Raw genomic sequence first — 18,393 nt, 5'->3', positions numbered from 1 at the left:
TCCGGCAATAGATAGGGTGAAACCATGGGATTTCTGGACAAGGTGAAGGACCTGGCGGCACAGAACGCCGACAAGGTCGAGGCGGCCATCGAGAAGGTCGGCGACATCGTCGACGAGAAGACCGAGGGCAAGTTCAAGGGCGTCGTCGACAGCGCCCAGGAGGCCGCGAAGAAGGCCGTTGCGGGCGAGCAGCCGGCTGAGGCCGCTGCCGAACCGCCTGCCGAGGGGACCCAACAGCAGTAGTCATGGCAAAGCTCGCAAGTTCCATCGAAGTACCGCTGTCTCCCGACAAGGCCTGGGAGGCAGCGTCAGACCTGTCCCGGTACGACGACTGGCTGTCCATTCATCGGATGTGGCGCAGCGCGTTGCCCGAGACGTTGGAGAAGGGCACCCAGATCTCGTCCGTCGTCGAGGTCAAGGGCATGCTCAACCGGGTCGACTGGACCATCGTGCATTACAACCCGCCAGGGTCACTGACCCTCAACGGTGTCGGCAAGGGTGGTGTCCGGGTCAAGTTGATGGCCAAGATCACGCCGGCCGGCGACGGCTCGAACGTGGCGTTCGACATCCACCTCGGTGGCCCGGCTTTGTTCGGGCCCATCGGCATGGTGGTGGCGGCTGCGCTGCGGTCCGATATCCACCGGTCGCTGGACAAGTTCAAGGAGCTGTTCGCGTCGGTTTAGACAGCGTCCAACGTGAAGAAGATGGCGAGAATCTCGAAGATTCTCGCCATCTTTTTCACGTTCGGGGCGCAGCGATGAGTTTTCGGCGAGGTGGTGGTCTGTACTGATGACCACCCCGTTACCCATCTAGGGAGAAGCATCATGACCACCCGTACTGCAACCCCGCTCGGCGCTCCGGTATGGATCGACCTGGCCACCTCGGATGCGGCTGGCGCCCAGGCGTTTTACCGCACGGTGATGGGTTGGGACTACGAAAACCCGGGGCCTGATTACGGCGGCTACATCAACGCCCGGCGCGACGGCCGGTACGTCGGCGGCATGATGGCGAGCGACCCGGCGTGGAACGCTCCCGACGCCTGGACGGTGTACCTGCACACGGCCGACATCCAGGCCACCATCGACGCCGCAGTCGCGGCCGGCGCCACCAACTGCATCCCGGCCATGGAGGTGCCCGAGAAGGGCTGGATGGCCATGCTCACCGACCCGACGGGCGCTTTCTTCGGCTTGTGGCAGCCGACCGGGCACCAGGGCTTCGAGGTGTACGAGGAAGCCGGCGCTCCCGCGTGGTTCCAGCTGACCACGACCGACTTCGCCAAGGCCACCGAGTTCTACACGACGGTGTTCGGCTGGCAGCTGCAGGTCGAGGCCGATAGCCCCGAATTCCGTTACAGCAACGCCATCTTCGACGGCGTGCCGCTCATCGGCGTGATGGACGGCTCGGTCATTCCCGGACTCGAGGGTTCCACGTGGAACTGTTTCCTCGGCAGCGACGACGTCGACAAGACCATCGAACTCATCACCGCCAACGGCGGCTCCGTGGTGCGCGCCGCCGAGGACACCCCGTACGGGCGACTGGCCGCCGTCACCGACCCGACGGGCGCCGCATTCAACCTGGCGTCGATCCAGGGCTGACTGTCCAAACTGAGCTTGTGGTCGAACATTCCGCGGATTTTCGACCGCAAGCTCAGCTTCGGAGCCTTGATCAGAAGAAGGGTTTCCGGTCGCGCTGGATGTTGTCGAGCATCCGGACCGATTGCATCTGTTGACGCTCCAGCTCTCGGTAGTGGGAGCTCGCCTGGGCGGTATTCGCGCGCATGGCAGCGTCAACGGAACCGATGCCGACCGCGACTCCGCTCATCTGCGTAGACAGGCCCTGAATGGACCGATCGACTTGCGACAGGGAGTCGGAGAGCAGGCCCGTCATTCTGCCGAGCGCCTGGCCCAGGTTGGCGAACCCTGCGACCATGATGGCGTTGCCGCGCATGAGCAGGAAGGTTTTCGCAAACTCCGGATCCCTGTGTGCAGGACGTGTCACCTGTTCGATGCGTTGCGAAACACCTTCGCTGACATGCAGTCTCGCGGTGGCATCCAGCGAAACCGCGAAGGGGTCGACGGGGCCGTTGTACTGGCGGGCCAGCGATGCGTAGTCATCGGAGGCTCGGCTGATGCGGTTGACGCAATCGATGAACTCTCCGAGTTCGGTTGTTGCGTTCTCGATCGCCGTCCAGAACGGAACGTAGGCGGTCTCGTGGTATTCGGTTTCCGCTCCGTCCAGATACCGATGGGCATTGGCCAGATGGGTGGGCAGCCGATTGAAATCGGCTACCGCACTGCGGTTGTTGGACAGCAGCGCCGTGGCGATGCGTTCTTGTTCGGCGGTGAGTTCCTGATGCCTGGAACGAGCGGCGTTCTCATCGCGCTCGCGTTGAGCCGCTGCCGCTTTGTTCGCCTTGCTGCGCTGCCGAAGCAGGTAGATGCCGGCGCCGATCACCAGCCAGACGATGCCGCCGATGATGAAGTCCGACGTCGCACCGCGCTCGGCGATGGGTGTCGTGACATGAAAAAGCTGTGTTTGGACCAGTTCGCCTGTAAGCCCGGCGAGCACGAGGGCAACGAATAAGCCGATCAGCCATCCCACGATGCGGTTCCCCTCGATCAGTGTTTGCTGTTTGCGGTCAAGGTAGTCGACTTGTCAAGCTGCTGCACGGTTTGGACGGTGATTCGCTTTGAAGTAACCAGTTCTCTCATCGGTCGTAGTAATCCGAACGTATGAATCTCGGAAGTTCCGCGAGTTCATCTGCAGCAACTACTTGCGCGAGGGGTTGTTAGTGCTCTATACCTCCATTCGATCGAAGTTTCGACTTGTTTGCTGAACGGGAGTCAGATGCGCACAAAGCCATGGCCCGCCACTCGTATCGGAGTCACGGTGGCCGCCGCGTTCGTTGTTTGCTCTCAGCTGACTGTTGTGGCACCGGCGCACGCCGATGCGTCGGCCACGGTCAAGGTGCGCACGCAGCGGATGACCGATGCCAACCTCGGCTCCGGGCAGGACGGCTGGTACAACGCCGGCGATCGGGTCACGTTGACCTGTTGGAAGCGCGGCCAGCCGGTCAAGGGTTACTTCAGCTTCAATATTCCGAACGGCGGTTGGGACAACCTCTGGTACCGGTCCGCGGACAATCACTACGTCGCTGATGTCGACATCGAGACGGGCACGTTGCAGCCGGTCGGCCCGGACTGTGGCGCGCTCGGTGCCGGCGGCGGTGCGCCGGCCCCGGAGGCCGCCCCGACGGGTACTCCAGGCCGGGCGATGGGTGACAAGCAATCTGGGAACTCGGCAGTCGGCGGGCAGTGCACGTGGGGTGCGCTCGAGAAGTGGCACGGAAATGCCGGCTACTACCCGGATCTCGACGGTAACGCCTTGAGCTGGGCAAATTCGGCACGTAACCACCATTGGACCGTGGTCGATGATGCGCAGCCTCGATCGATCGTGGTGTTCCGGCCGGGACTGCCGGATATCGGCGCCAACGGCCATGTTGCCTGGGTGAATTCGGTCTCGCAGCGGTCCGACGGGCGATGGATCAACATCACCGAAATGAACAACATCGCCCACGGCGGTGAATGGAGTTGGTGGACCCGCGATGTCAAGGACATTCCGGGGATGAGCTACATCCTGATGCCCTGACCGCTGAGTCTTCTCAGGTTGGCTGCTGCCCGATCTCGGACCCGCGTACGGACTCCTGGCATTGGTCACACGCCAGTTGGGCGTGGAACTCGTTCGCGCACCGCGTGTGGGTGACGATCACCGCCGGGCCTTCCGGCGTGGCGAACCAGCGCTGCGCCCAGTCGAGTGCCGTGACGATGATGGGGAGCACCGCCCGGCCCTTCTCGGTCAGCCGGTACCGGCCGTCGCTGACCGTCAACACGTCGTTGCCAACCAGGATTTGGAGCCGGTCGGCCAGCGATCCCGGTGGGGCACCGAGCTGGTCGGCGAAATCAGTGAACCGGGTGGTTCCCACGAACGCGGCGACCATCACCGCGAACGACCACCGATTACCCAGGATGCTCATGGTCTGCGGGAACAGCTCGGCCTGTCCGCCCCGGTCGCCGTGGGAGCGCCGCCGAGTCGCCGATACCGGCATGGACCGGGGCCACGACCCGCTCGGACCCCATTGCGCGACAAGGCTTTTCTCATCGGTGAGGCTTCCACAGGCGCGGCAGGTCAGCTCTGGGGAGAAGGTCCGCCCGCATAGCCCGTGCCGCAAGGCGGGAAGGTCGTGCTCGGGCACCCACCGTCGTTCCCAGTCCCAGATCGATACCAGCACGGGCCACAAGGACCGGCCGCGTCCCGTCAGCCGATACTCGTATCGGGGCGGGTTCAACTGATATTCAACACGATTCAGCAGTTCGGCGTCGGTCATCATGGTGAGCCGCCGGGTGAGCACCGCATGGGAGATCGGCAGCCGGTCGGCGAACTCCGCATAGCGGGTGGCGTCGAGCAAGGCCTGCTGTGCGATCAACAGGGTCCATTCGTCGCCGAGCAGGCCGAGCATCCGCCCCACGGCATTGACATCCGGGCCGGGCCCCATCATTCGCGCCAGCGCCGCAGCTCCGACCCGGCAGCCCAGGTCGAATGGGTGCCACTCGATACTCGTTCCGGCAGTTGGAGTTTGCACACCGGCCCGTCGGCCACCCGGGCCGCGTCGAAGACCAGGCAATAGGATTCATCGGCATTCATGTCGGTGGTGATGGTGACCAGGTAGCCGTCGTCCTCGCCGGTACTGCCGACGCGTGGTGCCATGGCCGTCTCGCTGCCGAACACCCCGTCTTCGAAGGCGTATCGCTGTTCTGATCCGGTGTGCAGGTCGTGTCGGACCAGGCCGTCGAACAGGAACCAGCCGGGTTTCCCGGTCGCGGCGTAGGTGTAGCGGTAGTCGCGGCCGGCGTTGGCGGAGTTGATCATCCCGAATTCGGTGATGCTGTCGGACAACTGCTCTTCACGAGTTTGCCCGGTGACGAGGTTGAATCGCCAGCGGTGCAGTCGGGTCTGCATTCCGTCCAGGGACAGACCGCGAAAGATGCGCTGCCACTTGGGATCCATACCGTTCTCGACGCCGTCGCTCGGTGCGGGCTCACCTTGGAAGAACCCGTCGAGCACAATCTCGTCACCGTCCTCGTAGGCATTGGTGAAGTGCAGGACATAGGTGCTGTCCGCTTCGAACCAGCGCACGTCGTCTGCGGTGCCGCGGCGGGGCAGGACCGCGAACCGCGACGGGAGATCGCGGTGCAGGCGCGGGATGTGTGCGTTGTGCTTGAGTAGCTCGGCATCCCAGAACAGCGGAAAGTCGTTGAGGATCACATAGTTTTCGGTGAATGCCATATCGTGGGGCAGCCGCGGCCCCGGCAGTTCGACATTGACGTAGTGCACCAGCGCGTTGTTCTCGTCGACAACTCCGTAGTGCAGGTACGGCGCCTGCTTGCCGTAGTTGAAGAACAGCAATTCGCCGGTGCGGTCATCGGACTTCGGGTGCGCGGACACCCCGAGGTCGGTGGGGAAGCCGCCGCGCCAGTCCTCCTTGCCCAGGTTGTCGCCCGTGCAGGGGTCGATGCGGTACAGGTCGCCGCACTGATAGAAACTGGTCAGCGCGACGCCGCGGTGCACCGTCACGTCGGTGCTCGAGCCATCCTTCATGAAAGTCCGTGCGCCCCAACCATGTTCGCGTTGGGCCAGTTCGACCGGTTCGGCGATTCCCGGCCACAGCGGGCCACCCGCATCGATCTCGGCGAGCAAACCGTCGGTCCGGACGAACCGGTTGCGGTAGAAGGCTTTTCCATCCCGGAAGCCGACGATGTGCAGCATGCCGTCGCCGTCGAACGGATGGTAGAACTTGAACGCGGGGTGCAGCGGGTTCTCGGTGTTGCGCAGGTACACCCCGTCCAGGTCGACGGGAATCTCGCCGTCGACGGCGGGCAGATCGTCCGCGTCCCACTCCGTGGTCTGCGGGCGCCACGCTCCGGTCCGGTACGGATGGTCGTCGTCCTCAGGCAGCGTGGACAGGTACTTGGCGACGACGTCGGTGTTCATGAGACCTCCTGGGCGGACCCGATGACAAAGCTGACCGTGGTGGCGGTGCTGCCGCCGAAGTTCAAGGTGCCGAAGGTTTTTGCGCCTTCGACCTGGTAGGCGCCGGCGGTTCCGCTGACTTGTTTGGCGGCGTCGAGCAGCATCCGGACGCCGGAGGCGCCGACTGGATGCCCTCCGCCGATCAGGCCGCCGCTGGGATTGACCGGCAGGCGTCCGCCGATCTCGATCTCGCCGTTCTCGATGGCTTTCCACGATTCGCCGGGGCCGGTCAGGCCCAGGTGATCGATCGCCAGATACTCACTGGGCGTGAAGCAGTCGTGCACCTCGACACCGTCGAGGTCGTCGACGCTGACCCGTGCCCGTTCGAATGCGTCGAGGGCGGCCCGGCGTACGTGCGGCAGGACGTACGGGTGATCGGCGGAGCGGGTGAGCTTCTGCTGCAACCCCAGGCCGACGGTGCGATGCCCCCAGCCGTCGATGCGGGCGTTGGGCCGGGCCGTGGGGTGGTTACGCCGGTAGGCGTCGTTCACCAGGACGACCGCGGCACCGCCGTCGGTCATCTGGCTGCAGTCCAACCGCCGGATGCGGCCCTCGACAGGGGGATTGGACCGCGGATCGACCGACCAGGACCGGGTTTGGGCGTTCGGGTTGGCCTTGGCGTTGGCGTAGTTCAGGGCGGAGATGGCGTCGAGGTGGATGTCATCGAGGCCGTAACGCCGGTCGTACTCGTCGGCCACGATGCTGAACATGTGCGGCCACATGAACTGTGCGTCGGCACCCTCGTGGCCGGCCCACGCCGCGGCGCCGAGATGCTGCGCGGCGGTGTCTCCGGGCACCGTTTTCTCCAGTTCGACGCCGAGGACGAGCGCGCTGTCATAGGCGCCGGAACGCAGATCGGCGATCGCCGCGAGGGTCGCCACGCCGCCGGATGCGCACGCCGCCTCATGCCGAGTGGCCGGGGTTTCCCAGAACCCCTCGTCGACGGTGGCCGGCATCGCGCCCAGGTGACCTTGCGCGGCGAACATCTCGCCGAAGGCGTTCGCGACGTGCACAACGCCGATATCCGCGGCCCGCACCTTGGCCGCGGCCAGGGTTTCGCGGACCACCTCAGCGGTCAGGTCGGCGAAGTCCAGGCCCTCCCGGTGCAGGTTGCGGGCGAAATCACTCTGGTAGCCGCCGAGGATCCACACGTCCATTCCGGCGACGTTACTACAACTAAGAGAGTGACTGAAGAAAAGTGTCCCGATTCCCGGAGTTCGGTGCTCCTACCGATATGAACATCCATTGGCGGCACCAGCGCCCCGCAACGACGACGTACGAGATCGTCGACCAGCTCCACGATCGTCACGCCGTCGGCGTCACCGCGGACCGCGTCGCGGCGACGGTGGCGGGCTGGCTCGCCGAACTGGATGTGCAGAGCCCATTGACCGAGGAACTCGCCCACGCGACGCTGCGCGGCGACTGGCCCGCCACGCACACCATCTGCGATCAGCTGTCCATCGACTTGATGATCGCGGCCTGACCGGTCAGCAGCGTGTCGATGAGTTCGCGGTACGGGCCGACCAGGTACGCGGTATCGCCCGCACAGAGCTGGGTGTCGCGCCGCGGCCTCCGATGCGTGGTCCCCGCCCGGGTGATGGCGATGACCCGGATTTGCGTGGGTACCTCCGCCATCCGCATGCCGTCGAGTGCGCTGCCCGCGTCGACGTGGACGCCGCCCACGGTGAACGACTGCTGTCCCACCGTGAACGTGCCCAGCACCTGCAATCCCATCGCCGCGCCGACGAACCACGGCGCCGCCAGCTCGACCGTCGACCGGACGTTGGCGAAGCCGAACCGCTGGGCCACCGCAGCCCCGAGCGTGCGGTCGTAGATCCGCAGCACCAGCGGGACGTCGGGCCGGTCGATTTCCGGCAGCACCCGGGGACTGAGCATCTCGCGCAGCACGATGCCGGTCTCGATGTTGACCATGTCGTCCTGGGTCAGCACCGCGACGGCGCGGGCCCGGTCGAGCCGGGCCAGCTCCAGCGTCTGCCGCAGCGTGGCGTCACCGAAGATCACCGGGACGTCCAGTTGCGCGGCCTGCGCGAGGAACCGGTTGGATTCGTCGCGTTCGATGACGGCGACGTCGTAGCCGGCTGCGGTCAGATCACTGACCACCCGGATGCCGAACGATCCGAGGCCCACCACGACGATGTGGTTGCGCAGATGCTGCACCCGCCGCCGCCCGGACGAATTACCGAGACGACGGGACAGCAGCGCGTCGGCGACGAACGCGACCAGGATCGCGGTGGTGGTGACACCGGCGAACATGAGGCCAATGCCCCACAGCCGCAACCAGGTTGGTTGATGCATGAAACTGAAGTCGCCGTAACCGACCGTCGCGATGGTCTCGGTGGAGAAGTACAGCGCATCGATCCAGCTCATGCCGGCCGGGTTGTGATACGCGAAACGCAGCAGGATCGTCGACCCGAGCAGCAGGGATGCCGACGTGCCGAGGGCCCACCAGAAGATGGGGTTGATGTCGTCGCGGATGACGCGCAGCGTGTCGATCAGGCGGCGCGGCCACGGGCGGTGCGTCCGGCTGGTCAACGGACGTGGCACCGTGATGCCGGCGTCCGCCAGTTCGTCGGCGGTGCCGATCATGGCGGTCCAGTCACCGGCGGCACCTCGAAATCCCTACCGGGACAAGGTGTCACCTCGCCGGGCGCCTCCGAGTTCTCACCGCGGACGACGGCGACCGGCGCCAGATCGCCGAACATCTCCCGCAGCGTGGCATCGCGCGGGGCCTCGGTGCCGGAGATGACGTAATCCACGCCGGCCACCGAGATGGCGTGGGTGGTGCGGGCCAGGCAGGCCTCCACGACCGACGGCGCGGCCAGGTCGGCGACGTCCAGGACCGCGCCGGGACCGTTGTCCTGGGCCACCGCGGCGCGCAGCACGCTGTTGGCCAGGCGGGTCACCACCCGGACGGTGGGATTGAGTTCCCGTGCCAGCAGGGCGATTTCGAGGTTGACGGCATCGTCGTCACCGACGCAGACGATGGCGGCGGCGCTGGTGACGATGGCGGCCTTCAGGCCGGCGGGTTCGTGGATCGTCACCACCGTCGCGCCCGCTGCCTGTAGCCCCTCGGCGATGCGGTTGGCCAACGCATCGGTGCCGCAGACGATGACGTGCCCCTGCATACGGCTATTGCCCAGTCAGCGCGAAGTCGGCGAAATCGAAGCCGGGCACCACGACACAGCTGACGAGAGTCGGCTCGTCGACTGCGCTGTTTCCCCGTCGCTCCGCTCGCCCGGGCCGGGCCAGGGCGCGCTGCCAGTGCCCGGGCGGCACCAGCGCCTGCGGCTGTTCACCCGCCGCCACGTCGGCACCGAGCAGCACGGTGTCCGCGGTGTCCCGGTCGGCCCCGACCTCGAGCAGCAGCGGGCCGCCGCGGTGGTACAGCCACAGCTCGGCGCTGTGCACGGTGTGCCAGGCCGACTGCTGGCCCGGCATCAGCAGGAACAGGATCGCGGTCCCGGCGCTGCGCGGGCCCGTGTACTGCGCGGGCAGTGCGGACTGCGGAACGGTCAGGTCGCTGCGCCAGGTCTCGCGGTACCAGCCGCCTTCCGGATGCGGCGACAGGTCGAGCTGTCGCGCCCAATCGGGGAGATCCGTCATGGCAGTTGAGGCTACGGCGCAATGGCGGTGTCGGCAGGTCGATACGCTCATGCCATGGAACGGTTGCGGCCCGCCTGGATCGTGGCGCTGTGCGCGGCGGTGCTCTTGGTCAGCGCCTGGTTGCCGTGGCTGTCGAGCCCGGCGGGGCATGCGAACGCCATCGGAGGCAAGGTCGGGCACATCGCTGTTCCGCCACCGGGTTTCGGGGTCGGGCAGCTGATGGTGCTGCTGTCGTCGTGCCTGCTGGTGGCAGCCGCGATGGCCGCGCGCAAGGTGTCGCCGCGTGCCGCTTCCGTTGTGGCCCTGGTTCTTTCGGCCGGGCTGACGGCGCTCGGCGTCTGGTACCACGTGCTGTACGTGCACGGCCCGGTGGTCGCGGCGTACGGGCTGTATGTGGGTTTGGTGGCAGCCGCACTGGCCATCGTGCTATCGGCGCTGGCTTCCGTCGTCGCCTGGCGTGCGTGATGGGATTCGTCGAGCCGGTCGTGCTGACGGGGCAGCAGTGGGTCTCGTTGGAGCCACTGACCGAGGATCACGTGCCGGAGATCGCCGAGGCCGCCGCCGATGGGGACCCGGGCCGCTTGTGGTTCACCTCCGCGCCATCCCCGGCGACGGCGGGGCAGTGGGTTCAGGCCCGGTTGGCGGCGCAGCGCCCCGATACCGGGCTGACGTTCGTCGTGCGCTCGCTCGACGGCCGGCTCATCGGGTCGTCCAGCTACCTGAATGTGGACGGTCCCAACCGGCGTCTGGAGATCGGCGCGACCTGGTATGTGGAGTCGGTTCGCCGGACCGGGGTGAACACCGAAGCCAAGCTGCTGCTGCTCGGGCACGCTTTTGAAGCGCTCGACTGTATAGCAGTGGAGTTCAGAACCCACTTCTTCAACTCGGCGAGTCGCGCGGCAATCGAGCGGCTCGGAGCCAAGCTCGATGGGGTGTTGCGCTCGCATCAGTTGCTCAGTGACGGCTCGCGACGTGACACGGTGGTGTACTCGATCCTCGACATCGAATGGCCCGCAGTGCGCAACAACCTGCAATTCCGCCTGAATAGGTAACGCCGCCCACGCCGGTGATCAGCATCTCTTGAGCAAAACTTGACAGTTTGCCAAGCTATGTTTTTGAATTCGTGTCTAATCGTGACCGAATTGTGATTTGATCCAAGCATCGGTTCGTTCGCTTGATCGGGGGGACGGATGTACGCAATGAGCTTCAAGTCGTATGCGGGTGCCATGGTCGCGGCCGCTTTGATCGCCGGCGTGGGGGTGGTGTCGGCGCCGCTGAGCAACGCCGACTCGGCGGTGTACGTCGGTCCCACGGGCTACGGCCAACCCGTCTCCAGCCCCGGCCGAACCATGGGTGCGGTCCAGGCCTCGAACTCCGGTTGGCCGGGTCAGTGCACCTGGGGTGCACTGCAGATGGCCTACCAGAATGTGGGCTACTACCCGGACATCCACGGCAACGCCAGGCTCTGGGCGGATTCCGCACGCTCGCGTGGCTGGACGGTCGTTGATGAACCGCAAGCCCGCTCCATCGCGGTGTATCCCGCCGAACTGCCGGGCGTCAGCGAGTACGGCCATGTGGCGTGGGTGAATTCGGTGTCCGGTCGGTGGATCAACATCACCGAGATGAACAACGAGTCGCACGGTGGGCCGTTCGCCTGGTGGACCCGCGACACCCAGCACGTCCCCGGGATGAGCTACATCCTGATTCCCTGATCGTTCAGGGGCGTGCCTCGAAGACGAGATTGAACGGTGTCTCGGTGGCCCGCCGGAATTGGGTGAATCCGCTCTGGTCGACGATGACGTCGCGCAACCTGGCCTCGCCGGCCTGCGCGCCGAGTGCCGGACCGTTGCGGGCGAGCGAGACCGGCACACAGATCTGCGATGACGCGCCGTACATCATGCGGCCGACGGGATTCATGTTGTCCTGCACGTGATCATTGGCGAATGGCTCGACGATCATCGCGATGCCGTCGTCCTTGAGGGCGGCCCGGGTGTGCTGCATCGCGCCGACCGGATCGCCCATGTCGTGCAGGCAATCGAAGAATGCGATCAGGTCGAAATCCTTGTCCGCATATCCCGTCGCGTCGGCGACCTCGAACAGTGCGTTCGTCACGCCGGCTTCCTCGGCGTGTTCGGCGGCGACGTGTATCGACTCGGGGTGGTAGTCGTAGCCGATGAACGTGGAGTTCGGGTAGGTCTGCGCCATCAGGATGGTGCTGACCCCGTGGCCGCAGCCGACGTCGGCCACCTTGCCCCCGGACTCGAGGCGTGCGACCGCGCCGTCGAGGGCCGGCAGCCAGGAGCTGACGAGTTCGGCGTTGTAGCCGGCGCGGAAGAACCGCTCGGTGCCGGCGAACAGGCACGGATGGTGCTCACCCCACTCGAGGCCGCCGCCCGATTTGAAGTTTTCGGTGGTGCGGTCGAGGACGTGGAACACCGCCTCGACGATGTTGTAGGCGCCGGGGATGTCGACTGGTCCGTTCGGGTCGGCCAGGCAGGAGGCTTGTTCCGGGCTCATCGACCACATGGCGCTGTCCGCATCGAATTGGACGTAGCCGCCGGCTGCCTGGTTGGACAGCCACTCGCGGACGTAGCGCTCCACCGTGCCGGTCTTCTCGGCCAGCTGGGTGGAGGTGAGCGGCCCGGCAGCCAGGGCTTTGTACAGCCCGAGGCGATCGCCGATGAGGACCAGGCTGGCGCTCATCGCGGCGCCCATGTCGCCGATCGCCATGCCGAGAAATTCGTTGAGTTTGGCTTCGTCCACGGTCATGTCTGACCCTCCGATATTTGGTTGTCAGCTTGACTGTACGGCCGCGGAAATTCCTGAACAATGCGTAGATTTCCGACGGTTGAATGGGTGTTGCGGCAATCGGTGCGCCAGCGGCATGCGCTTCGGATTCGGGGCATCTCCGACCGATCAGCGGCGTCGAATGTTATTGATCAGGGGTGACTCACCAAATGTGGATCGTCGTCGGCATCCTGGCCGGGGCGGTCGGGCTGTTCGTGTGGGGCCGTCCGCGCGCCGACATCGTCGGCGTGCTCGTGGTGGTCGCGTTGATGAGCAGTGGAGTGCTCACCCCGACCGAGGCGCTGGCGGGCTTCGGCTCTCCGGTGGTGATTCTGCTGGCCGGGATATTCATCGTCAGTGCGGGGCTGGTCAACACCGGGATCACGCAGCGGCTGGGCGAATTCGTCGTCAAGGTCGGTGGCCGCAGTGAGGCCCGGCTGGTCGCGTTGGTCATGGTGCTTGCCGCCGGCATCGGCTCGGTCATGAATTCGGCGGCGATCGTCTCGATGCTCATTCCCGTGGTCCTCACGGTCACGGCCGCAACGGGTTTGAACCGCAAACGCATGCTGATGCCGTTGTGTGTGGCCGTCATGATCAGCGGCATGATGACGTCGATCGCGTCATCGCCGAACATCATCATCGAGAGCATCCTCAGTCAGCGCGGCATCACGCCGACGCTCGGCTTCTTCGGCTTCACGCCGTTCGGCGTCGTCACGCTCGCGGTGAGCGTCGTCTTCATGCTCGTGGTCGGCCGTAACCTGTTGAGCCGCAGAAGAACCGGTGATGCGGATGCCCAGGAACCTTCCACCTTCGACGTCATCGAGTCGTATGGACTGAAAGCCCGCTGGCACTTGCTGCATGTTTCGGCTGACTCGTCATTGGTCGGACAATCGGTTGCGGCGCAACGACAACCGCTGCGCGACCGCTACGGCCTGGAACTTCTCGGCTTCGAGAAACACGGCCGTGGCGCCGCGCGGTACCTGTCGGCGCGGCCTGAAACCGTGTTCGAGGCAGGCGATCTCGTCTTCACCCTGGTCGACGAACAGCAGACCGTCGCGCTGTCCGCCGACCTTCGTTGTCAGGTGACCGGTCCCCGCCCGGAAGATGAGCGCCGCGAGGTGTTGCAGGACGTCGGCGTGGCCGAGGTGATGCTCGCGCCCGAGTCGAAGTCCATCGGCACCACACTCGGCGATCTGGACCTCGCTGCCGCACACAACGTGACGGTGCTGGCGGTCCGGCATCGCGGTCAGTGCATCACCGAGGACCTGCCCAGCCGCACCCTCGACTTCGGCGACGCGATGTTGGTGGGCGGCAATTGGGACGACATCGAGCGGCTCAGCGATGCTCGGCGCAATTTCATCCTGTTGAACCTGCCCGCCGAGTACCAACAGCGGTTGGTGGCGCCCGGCCGGGCGCGCGCCGCGGTGGCCATCCTCATCGCGATGGTGGCGTGCATGGCTTTCGGCTGGCTTCCCGGGGCCGACGCGGCCCTGCTCGGGGCGCTGGCCATGGTCGGTGCGGGCTGCGTTCGCGTCGACAGCATCTACCGGCTGATCAGCTGGAACGCCCTGGTCCTGATCGCTGGGATGTTGCCGTTGGCCACGGCGCTGGCCAAGACGGGGACGACGACGCTCATCGCGCACCAGCTGGTCGAGACGCTCGGCGCGCTGGGCCCCACCGGCATGCTCGCGGTGGTGTTTCTGGTGACGGCGGTGGTGGCGCTGTTCATCTCGAATTCGGCGACCGCCGTGCTCATCGCGCCGGTCGCCATCGAGGCGGCCCAGGCGTTGCATGTGTCGCCGCAGGGTTTCGCGATGACCGTCGCCATCGCGTGCTCCGCGGCGTTCGTCACGCCCGTGTCGTCGCCGACCAACATGCTGGTCATGGAGCCTGGCGGCTATCGGTTCTCCGACTACGCGAAGGTCGGCGTGCCCCTGCTGGCGCTGACCATGGTGATCACGGTGGTGATGGCCCGGCTGATCTACCTACCGGGCTAGCGCTCTACGCCGAGCGTGGGGGCTGACGAGGCGACACGCCGCGGCGGACCTCGAAAGGTCGCACGCTCGACGTAGCGCCAACAGGAAAGTGCCCCCGGCAGGATTCGAACCTGCGACACCGGCTTTAGGAGAGCCGTGCTCTATCCCCTGAGCTACGGGGGCGGGGGACCTATCGAAATAGGTGTGTAAAACCCTAAGGGACGCCTCATGCTAGTCGGCGAACGGGCGGTGGCGGTATTTGGGCTCGCGATGCCGCGGTATTTGTGGTGCGAGTGTGGCCGGTGTGCTACATGGGTTGCATGTGACTGATCGGAAGGTAGATCTGTCCCGTTGGGGGTGCTCAGACTGCTGCGGGTTGCCGCTGTTTTTGGTGGAGGAAGGCGGCAATTGCGTTGCGGCCCAATGAAAATCCAATCATCACGCTGTACTGCCTAGTGGCTGAGTGCGCGGTCATCCGGCCGCCGTAGAGGGTGCGGTCGAGTGTGTTGTTGAGGGATTCGGCGTCTTCGCGCCAGCCATAGCAGCGGTCGTAGATGCTGTCACCTTCTTCGGTCTTGGTGTGCTGGCGCAGGTGCTCGGCGCGGTTGTAGCCCTTCTTAGCGTCCTCGTCTGTGTTGTCGATGCGGTCGGTGTAGACGGTGCCGCACAGGGCGGCGTATTCGATGTACCAGCGGAAGGTGCCGTTGCGGTTGCGTCGTGGGTATACCTTCGCGATCGGCAGAGGCTGATCGTCGGGTTCGCCGGTGTCCAGAATGATGCGTTCGTGCAGGCGCCCGTCTTTGGTCCATATCGCATGGGTGTCGCCGCAAGGGCATTTGATCGTGTTGTGGGGGGTGGGTTTGGCGGTGCCGGCATGCGGTGGGACCAGGACGGTAAGCCCTTGCTTCATCAGGTGGTCGATGTGTTTGCCGCGGAAGGCCCCGTCGTAGCAGGCGCCGTCGACGCGTAGATCGGGTCGTGCGATGACGCGGTCGAGCATGGCTCGCGATATTCCGGCTTCACCGGTGTAGCCCTTGCCGGGTGGAACGGGCATGGCGTCCAGGATGACGCGCACGTTGGGGGTGTTGTCGGGGCGCGCGCCCAGGATGCTGAATTTGGTGCCGTGGCGGGCTTCTGGTGCGCCGTCACCGTTTTGGAATTCGAGGTGGGCGTGGACTGTGGACTTTCCCTTGGCGGTTTTCTTTTCGATCGTTGATTGGCGCCAGGGTGCAGCGACAACCGTGCCGTCACCAACGACGAATTGCGCGCGGACGGGGTCGGCGCGCCTGACGGGCGTTTCTGGGTTGAGGCAGCCGAGTTGGCGAGCGAGAGCGGCGGCGGTGTTGAGTAGTCCTTGGTGCAGTCTGTCGATGTAGGTATCGAGTCGCTCCAAGGCGTAGGTGTGATGGTGGCGCCGGGGTGGTTTAGCGCGGGCGGTCTTGCCGTGTCTAGCGGCGTGGTCGCGGATCATCTGCCAGTACTCGGGGTTGGCCATGATCCGGCTGGCCATGTTGGCGCTGCCGAACACGCCGTGCAGCACCTTGTGGATGACCGATACCCACGGCGGGTAGTGCGCAGGGCGTCCGGGACTATTGGGCGCGCGGTCGGGGATCAGGTCGCTGATCCCGTACAGGGCCGAATAGGACGCGACGGCGCGGACCTTTTCGAATTCCAGCAGCGTGTTATCCATGGGCGTGGGCAGCGCGTCACGCTGTCGCTGGTTGATGCGGTGGGCACCGTACGCGTTGGCGCTACTGCGCCGGCGCGAAGAGTGCAGGGAAGCCATGGCCCCTAGTCGTCCTGGCTCCACGTGTAGCCAATGAGGGCTGCGACCCGGTCAAGTGAACCGGAGCCGACGAGTCTCGCTGCTGCTTCGATGCGTCCGGTGTCATCGAAGACGCAGCGGGCGGCGTACGCGGTCAGTGAGGACGGTTTGATTCCGGCGGTGCTGCTCAGGCCGGCGCGAGTCAGCACGTCGCGGACGGTGACGCACACCCGGGCTTGGCGCTGGGCGTCCGATCCGTCCGAGCCGGTGCAGAAGATCGTCTCGTCGTTGGCGCTGCGGTCGGTCAAATGGTCGATGCGTTGGGTGATGACTCGGTAGGCCCAGGTGTCCAGCGGCAAGGCCCGGGCACGGTGTTTGGTCGACCCGTGCGCCCACACCGTGCGGGCCGCCGTGTCGACGTCGCTGATGCTGATGTGGCCGAGCTCGCTGGTATGCGCTCCGGCCAGCAGCAGTGCGGTCGTGGCGGCGTGTCGGGTTGGGGTGGCGTGTTCGGAGAACAGTCGCACCAGTGCGGCTTCCTCGTCGTGCAGCGGCCGTACTGTCTTGGCTTCGCGGTCGGGGACGGTGATGTCGGTGGTGGGGTCATCGAGGGTCAGGCCCAGGCGACGGGCGGTGCGGAAAAACGCTCGCAGGGCGGCGCGGCGGTTGTGCATGGTCGCCACCGCGGCGGTGCCAACCGCGCCGTGTCGGGTTCGGCCTTTGGCCGCGACGAATTTGGTGACCAGCTCGGTGTCGGCGCCGGCGAGGGTGGTGACGTCGTAGGCGGCGGCGAAACGGGTGAACCGGCGGGCCAGCAGCGCGAACTTGTCCAGGGTCTGCTCGGACATGGTGCCATCGACCGTCCAGGCGGCGACGACGGTGTCCACCGCGGTGATGAGGCTGCCTTCAGCCATGGCGGGGCCCCAGGGCAGCGCCAAGGTTAACTGCCAGTTCATGGCAGGTGTCCATTGGTTGAACGCGTTGAATCACCGCGGCACCCTCGCATGCGGTGCGTATATGCACCAAACCCATCCTGGCCAGGGTGATTGACGGCACAGATGCTGATGTCGGTCGCGGTCGCTATCGTCGGCTGATGGCGCGCAGTCACGGTGTTCGGCGGCCGGTCTCCTACTTGGCCGCTGGCGCCTGGCCGAGCGGGCAACTGGTCGCTGATGCGCCACCGTCGGCGTCGGCGGCTCAGCATGTGGCGCGTGAACTGCGCCTGGCGATGGCGGAGACCCGGGTCGGCCAGCGGGCGCTGGCTACTGTCACCGGCGTCGCTCACACGACCGTCGGTCGCATCTTGGCCGGCACCGTGTTGTGTGACATTGGAACGCTGGCCAGCCTTGAACATGCCTTGGGGCGGACCCTGTGGCCGCGGTTGGCCGACGGTACCTGCGGCTGCTCGTGAATTGGTGGCGCATGACACGTGTGGCACGATACAAAACGTGAAAGCGTTTGCGGGCAATGACACGCCGAAGGTTGCGCTTGACTCGTGTTACATGCGGCAGAAGAATGAGGGGCAAGCAAACGGGCAACCCCGGCGCAGAGGTAAGGCAGGTGTGCTGATGGCCAAGACCAGCAAATCATTGATGGACCTGATCGAAATCGCGGTCAAGCGCAACGGTGGAGCGTCCGGCAGGCGCCTGGCCGAGGTTGCGCAGCAGGCCGGCCACGACATTTCCCACGCCACCCTCAATCGGCTGCGCCAGGGCACCTACGCCTCCCGGCCTACCGACGCGTCCATCCGAGCTATTGCGTATCTCGCGCATGTGCCGGAGGCGACAGCGTTCGCGGCGGTGGGTGTTCGCCCGCCGGCAGCGGACCGCTATGAACTGCCCGCCGAAGCGCAGCGGATGGATACCCGCCAGCGCCGTGCCCTCGACGAGTTGCTCCGCGCGTTCGTTGCCTCACAGACTCCCGCTGCGGCACCCGGATTCGGTGCGTTGCTGGCGGCGCGGGACCAACTGGAGGCGGCGTTGGCTGATAGCCATGGCGCGGACCAGCCGCTAGCGTTGGCGGCCCGTGCGGTGATTGCAGCGATCGACGAAACCACTGTGGCGCAGTTCAATACAGCTGGCGACGACATGATCGACAGCGATGTGCCGCCGGCTGATGGTGCGGCATCGGTGGTGTGCACCGTCGGCTGAATTC

The 18,393-nt window shown here is 65.7% G+C and carries 19 protein-coding genes, 1 tRNA gene and 1 pseudogene; 11 read left to right on the top strand and 10 right to left on the bottom strand.

Annotated elements, in window-relative coordinates; genetic code table 11:
• The first annotated feature begins 24 nt into the window (after positions 1-24).
• The 3 genes from A7G45_RS02550 (at position 25) to A7G45_RS02540 (ending at position 1,595) form a co-directional block, all read left to right on the top strand.
• Entirely contained in the window at positions 25-243 is a 219-nt protein-coding gene (locus A7G45_RS02550) for an antitoxin (RefSeq protein WP_133762282.1), read from the top strand.
• Between the two features lie 2 nt (positions 244-245).
• Positions 246-683, top strand: a complete 438-nt coding sequence (locus A7G45_RS02545) for a type II toxin-antitoxin system Rv0910 family toxin (RefSeq protein WP_260933299.1) — start codon at positions 246-248, stop codon at positions 681-683.
• 141 nt (positions 684-824) lie between these two features.
• Complete coding sequence (locus tag A7G45_RS02540) at positions 825-1,595, top strand: VOC family protein (RefSeq protein WP_260933296.1); 771 nt, start codon at positions 825-827, stop codon at positions 1,593-1,595.
• 70 nt (positions 1,596-1,665) lie between these two features.
• Here A7G45_RS02540 and A7G45_RS02535 read toward each other — a convergent pair whose 3' ends face one another.
• Complete coding sequence (locus tag A7G45_RS02535; protein WP_260933294.1) at positions 1,666-2,601, bottom strand: hypothetical protein; 936 nt, start codon at positions 2,599-2,601, stop codon at positions 1,666-1,668.
• 327 nt (positions 2,602-2,928) lie between these two features.
• Between A7G45_RS02535 and A7G45_RS32470 the strand changes: the two genes are divergently transcribed.
• A complete protein-coding gene (locus A7G45_RS32470; protein WP_260933291.1) occupies positions 2,929-3,648 on the top strand; it encodes a CHAP domain-containing protein in 720 nt (239 codons plus the stop codon).
• A gap of 13 nt (positions 3,649-3,661) precedes the next feature.
• On the opposite strand, the gene A7G45_RS02525 is transcribed toward A7G45_RS32470, so the two are convergent.
• From A7G45_RS02525 to A7G45_RS02515, 3 genes are read right to left on the bottom strand one after another with little or no spacing between them, the layout of a single operon-like run.
• Positions 3,662-4,552: a winged helix-turn-helix transcriptional regulator gene (locus tag A7G45_RS02525; protein WP_260933289.1), complete on the bottom strand. Its 891-nt coding sequence runs from the start codon at positions 4,550-4,552 to the stop codon at positions 3,662-3,664.
• On the bottom strand, positions 4,552-6,048 hold the full coding sequence (locus tag A7G45_RS02520; RefSeq protein ID WP_260933286.1) for a carotenoid oxygenase family protein: 1,497 nt from the start codon (positions 6,046-6,048) through the stop codon (positions 4,552-4,554). Before A7G45_RS02520 ends, A7G45_RS02525 begins: the two co-directional genes overlap by 1 nt.
• Positions 6,045-7,244, bottom strand: a complete 1,200-nt coding sequence (locus A7G45_RS02515) for an acetyl-CoA acetyltransferase (protein ID WP_260933283.1) — start codon at positions 7,242-7,244, stop codon at positions 6,045-6,047. The genes A7G45_RS02520 and A7G45_RS02515 overlap by 4 nt, the downstream gene beginning before the upstream one ends.
• 77 nt (positions 7,245-7,321) lie before the next feature.
• Here A7G45_RS02515 and A7G45_RS02510 point away from each other — a divergent pair, with 77 nt between their 5' ends.
• Positions 7,322-7,570, top strand: a complete 249-nt coding sequence (locus A7G45_RS02510) for an Rv2628 protein family (RefSeq protein ID WP_043390624.1) — start codon at positions 7,322-7,324, stop codon at positions 7,568-7,570.
• Here the strand turns inward: A7G45_RS02510 and A7G45_RS02505 are convergent.
• Together A7G45_RS02505 and A7G45_RS02500 are read right to left on the bottom strand one after the other, a co-directional pair.
• Positions 7,537-9,233, bottom strand: a pseudogene (locus A7G45_RS02505) (NAD-binding protein). The gene A7G45_RS02510 and the pseudogene A7G45_RS02505 sit on opposite strands and share 34 nt — an antisense overlap.
• A gap of 4 nt (positions 9,234-9,237) precedes the next feature.
• Positions 9,238-9,711 carry a cupin domain-containing protein gene (locus A7G45_RS02500; protein ID WP_260933278.1) on the bottom strand — a complete coding sequence of 158 codons (474 nt, stop codon included), beginning with the start codon at positions 9,709-9,711 and terminating at the stop codon, positions 9,238-9,240.
• A 54-nt stretch (positions 9,712-9,765) separates the two neighbouring features.
• Here A7G45_RS02500 and A7G45_RS02495 point away from each other — a divergent pair, with 54 nt between their 5' ends.
• The 3 genes from A7G45_RS02495 to A7G45_RS02485 all read left to right on the top strand — a co-directional run bounded on the left by A7G45_RS02495 (position 9,766) and on the right by A7G45_RS02485 (position 11,423).
• Positions 9,766-10,176 carry a hypothetical protein gene (locus A7G45_RS02495; protein WP_260933275.1) on the top strand — a complete coding sequence of 137 codons (411 nt, stop codon included), beginning with the start codon at positions 9,766-9,768 and terminating at the stop codon, positions 10,174-10,176.
• On the top strand, positions 10,173-10,763 hold the full coding sequence (locus A7G45_RS02490) for a GNAT family N-acetyltransferase (RefSeq protein WP_260933272.1): 591 nt from the start codon (positions 10,173-10,175) through the stop codon (positions 10,761-10,763). Before A7G45_RS02495 ends, A7G45_RS02490 begins: the two co-directional genes overlap by 4 nt.
• 147 nt (positions 10,764-10,910) lie before the next feature.
• Positions 10,911-11,423 carry a CHAP domain-containing protein gene (locus A7G45_RS02485; protein WP_260933270.1) on the top strand — a complete coding sequence of 171 codons (513 nt, stop codon included), beginning with the start codon at positions 10,911-10,913 and terminating at the stop codon, positions 11,421-11,423.
• A 4-nt stretch (positions 11,424-11,427) separates the two neighbouring features.
• Here the strand turns inward: A7G45_RS02485 and A7G45_RS02480 are convergent, their stop codons facing one another.
• A complete protein-coding gene (locus A7G45_RS02480) occupies positions 11,428-12,480 on the bottom strand; it encodes a class I SAM-dependent methyltransferase (protein ID WP_260933267.1) in 1,053 nt (350 codons plus the stop codon).
• Between the two features lie 176 nt (positions 12,481-12,656).
• Here A7G45_RS02480 and A7G45_RS02475 point away from each other — a divergent pair, with 176 nt between their 5' ends.
• Positions 12,657-14,495: an SLC13 family permease gene (locus A7G45_RS02475; protein ID WP_260933265.1), complete on the top strand. Its 1,839-nt coding sequence runs from the start codon at positions 12,657-12,659 to the stop codon at positions 14,493-14,495.
• Positions 14,496-14,584: 89 nt separating this feature from the next.
• Here A7G45_RS02475 and A7G45_RS02470 read toward each other — a convergent pair.
• The 3 genes from A7G45_RS02470 to A7G45_RS02460 all read right to left on the bottom strand — a co-directional run bounded on the left by A7G45_RS02470 (position 14,585) and on the right by A7G45_RS02460 (position 17,195).
• Positions 14,585-14,657: transfer RNA gene (locus A7G45_RS02470), tRNA-Arg, on the bottom strand.
• A gap of 178 nt (positions 14,658-14,835) precedes the next feature.
• Positions 14,836-16,002, bottom strand: a complete 1,167-nt coding sequence (locus A7G45_RS02465; RefSeq protein WP_260933261.1) for a hypothetical protein — start codon at positions 16,000-16,002, stop codon at positions 14,836-14,838.
• A gap of 263 nt (positions 16,003-16,265) precedes the next feature.
• Positions 16,266-17,195 (bottom strand): tyrosine-type recombinase/integrase, encoded by a 930-nt coding sequence (locus A7G45_RS02460; protein ID WP_260933258.1) that lies wholly within the window; start codon positions 17,193-17,195, stop codon positions 16,266-16,268.
• A 137-nt stretch (positions 17,196-17,332) separates the two neighbouring features.
• Between A7G45_RS02460 and A7G45_RS02455 the strand changes: the two genes are divergently transcribed.
• Both A7G45_RS02455 and A7G45_RS02450 read left to right on the top strand, forming a co-directional pair.
• Positions 17,333-17,650 (top strand): XRE family transcriptional regulator, encoded by a 318-nt coding sequence (locus A7G45_RS02455; RefSeq protein WP_260933256.1) that lies wholly within the window; start codon positions 17,333-17,335, stop codon positions 17,648-17,650.
• A gap of 157 nt (positions 17,651-17,807) precedes the next feature.
• Positions 17,808-18,389, top strand: coding sequence for a hypothetical protein (locus A7G45_RS02450; RefSeq protein ID WP_260933254.1), 582 nt, complete (start codon positions 17,808-17,810; stop codon positions 18,387-18,389).
• The last annotated feature ends 4 nt before the right edge of the window (positions 18,390-18,393 follow it).

Source organism: Mycolicibacterium llatzerense (assembly GCF_025331195.1).
Classification (GTDB): Bacteria; Actinomycetota; Actinomycetes; order Mycobacteriales; family Mycobacteriaceae; genus Mycobacterium; species Mycobacterium llatzerense.
Note: the sequence above shows the minus strand (reverse complement) of the source record. Positions and strands in the feature narration are given on the sequence as shown.

Excerpts from the sequence above, each read along its gene's own strand:
- A7G45_RS02540 (WP_260933296.1), top strand. The coding sequence starts at position 825 with ATGACCACCCGTACTGCAACCCCGCTCGGCGCTCCGGTATGGATCGAC.
- A7G45_RS02480 (WP_260933267.1), bottom strand. The coding sequence starts at position 12,480 with ATGACCGTGGACGAAGCCAAACTCAACGAATTTCTCGGCATGGCGATC.
- A7G45_RS02520 (WP_260933286.1), bottom strand. The coding sequence starts at position 6,048 with ATGAACACCGACGTCGTCGCCAAGTACCTGTCCACGCTGCCTGAGGAC.
- A7G45_RS02450 (WP_260933254.1), top strand. The coding sequence starts at position 17,808 with ATGGCCAAGACCAGCAAATCATTGATGGACCTGATCGAAATCGCGGTC.
- A7G45_RS02545 (WP_260933299.1), top strand. The coding sequence starts at position 246 with ATGGCAAAGCTCGCAAGTTCCATCGAAGTACCGCTGTCTCCCGACAAG.
- A7G45_RS02510 (WP_043390624.1), top strand. The coding sequence starts at position 7,322 with ATGAACATCCATTGGCGGCACCAGCGCCCCGCAACGACGACGTACGAG.
- A7G45_RS02525 (WP_260933289.1), bottom strand. The coding sequence starts at position 4,552 with ATGGGGCCCGGCCCGGATGTCAATGCCGTGGGGCGGATGCTCGGCCTG.
- A7G45_RS02495 (WP_260933275.1), top strand. The coding sequence starts at position 9,766 with ATGGAACGGTTGCGGCCCGCCTGGATCGTGGCGCTGTGCGCGGCGGTG.
- A7G45_RS02455 (WP_260933256.1), top strand. The coding sequence starts at position 17,333 with ATGGCGCGCAGTCACGGTGTTCGGCGGCCGGTCTCCTACTTGGCCGCT.
- A7G45_RS02515 (WP_260933283.1), bottom strand. The coding sequence starts at position 7,244 with ATGGACGTGTGGATCCTCGGCGGCTACCAGAGTGATTTCGCCCGCAAC.
- A7G45_RS02500 (WP_260933278.1), bottom strand. The coding sequence starts at position 9,711 with ATGACGGATCTCCCCGATTGGGCGCGACAGCTCGACCTGTCGCCGCAT.
- A7G45_RS02460 (WP_260933258.1), bottom strand. The coding sequence starts at position 17,195 with ATGAACTGGCAGTTAACCTTGGCGCTGCCCTGGGGCCCCGCCATGGCT.
- A7G45_RS02485 (WP_260933270.1), top strand. The coding sequence starts at position 10,911 with ATGAGCTTCAAGTCGTATGCGGGTGCCATGGTCGCGGCCGCTTTGATC.
- A7G45_RS02550 (WP_133762282.1), top strand. The coding sequence starts at position 25 with ATGGGATTTCTGGACAAGGTGAAGGACCTGGCGGCACAGAACGCCGAC.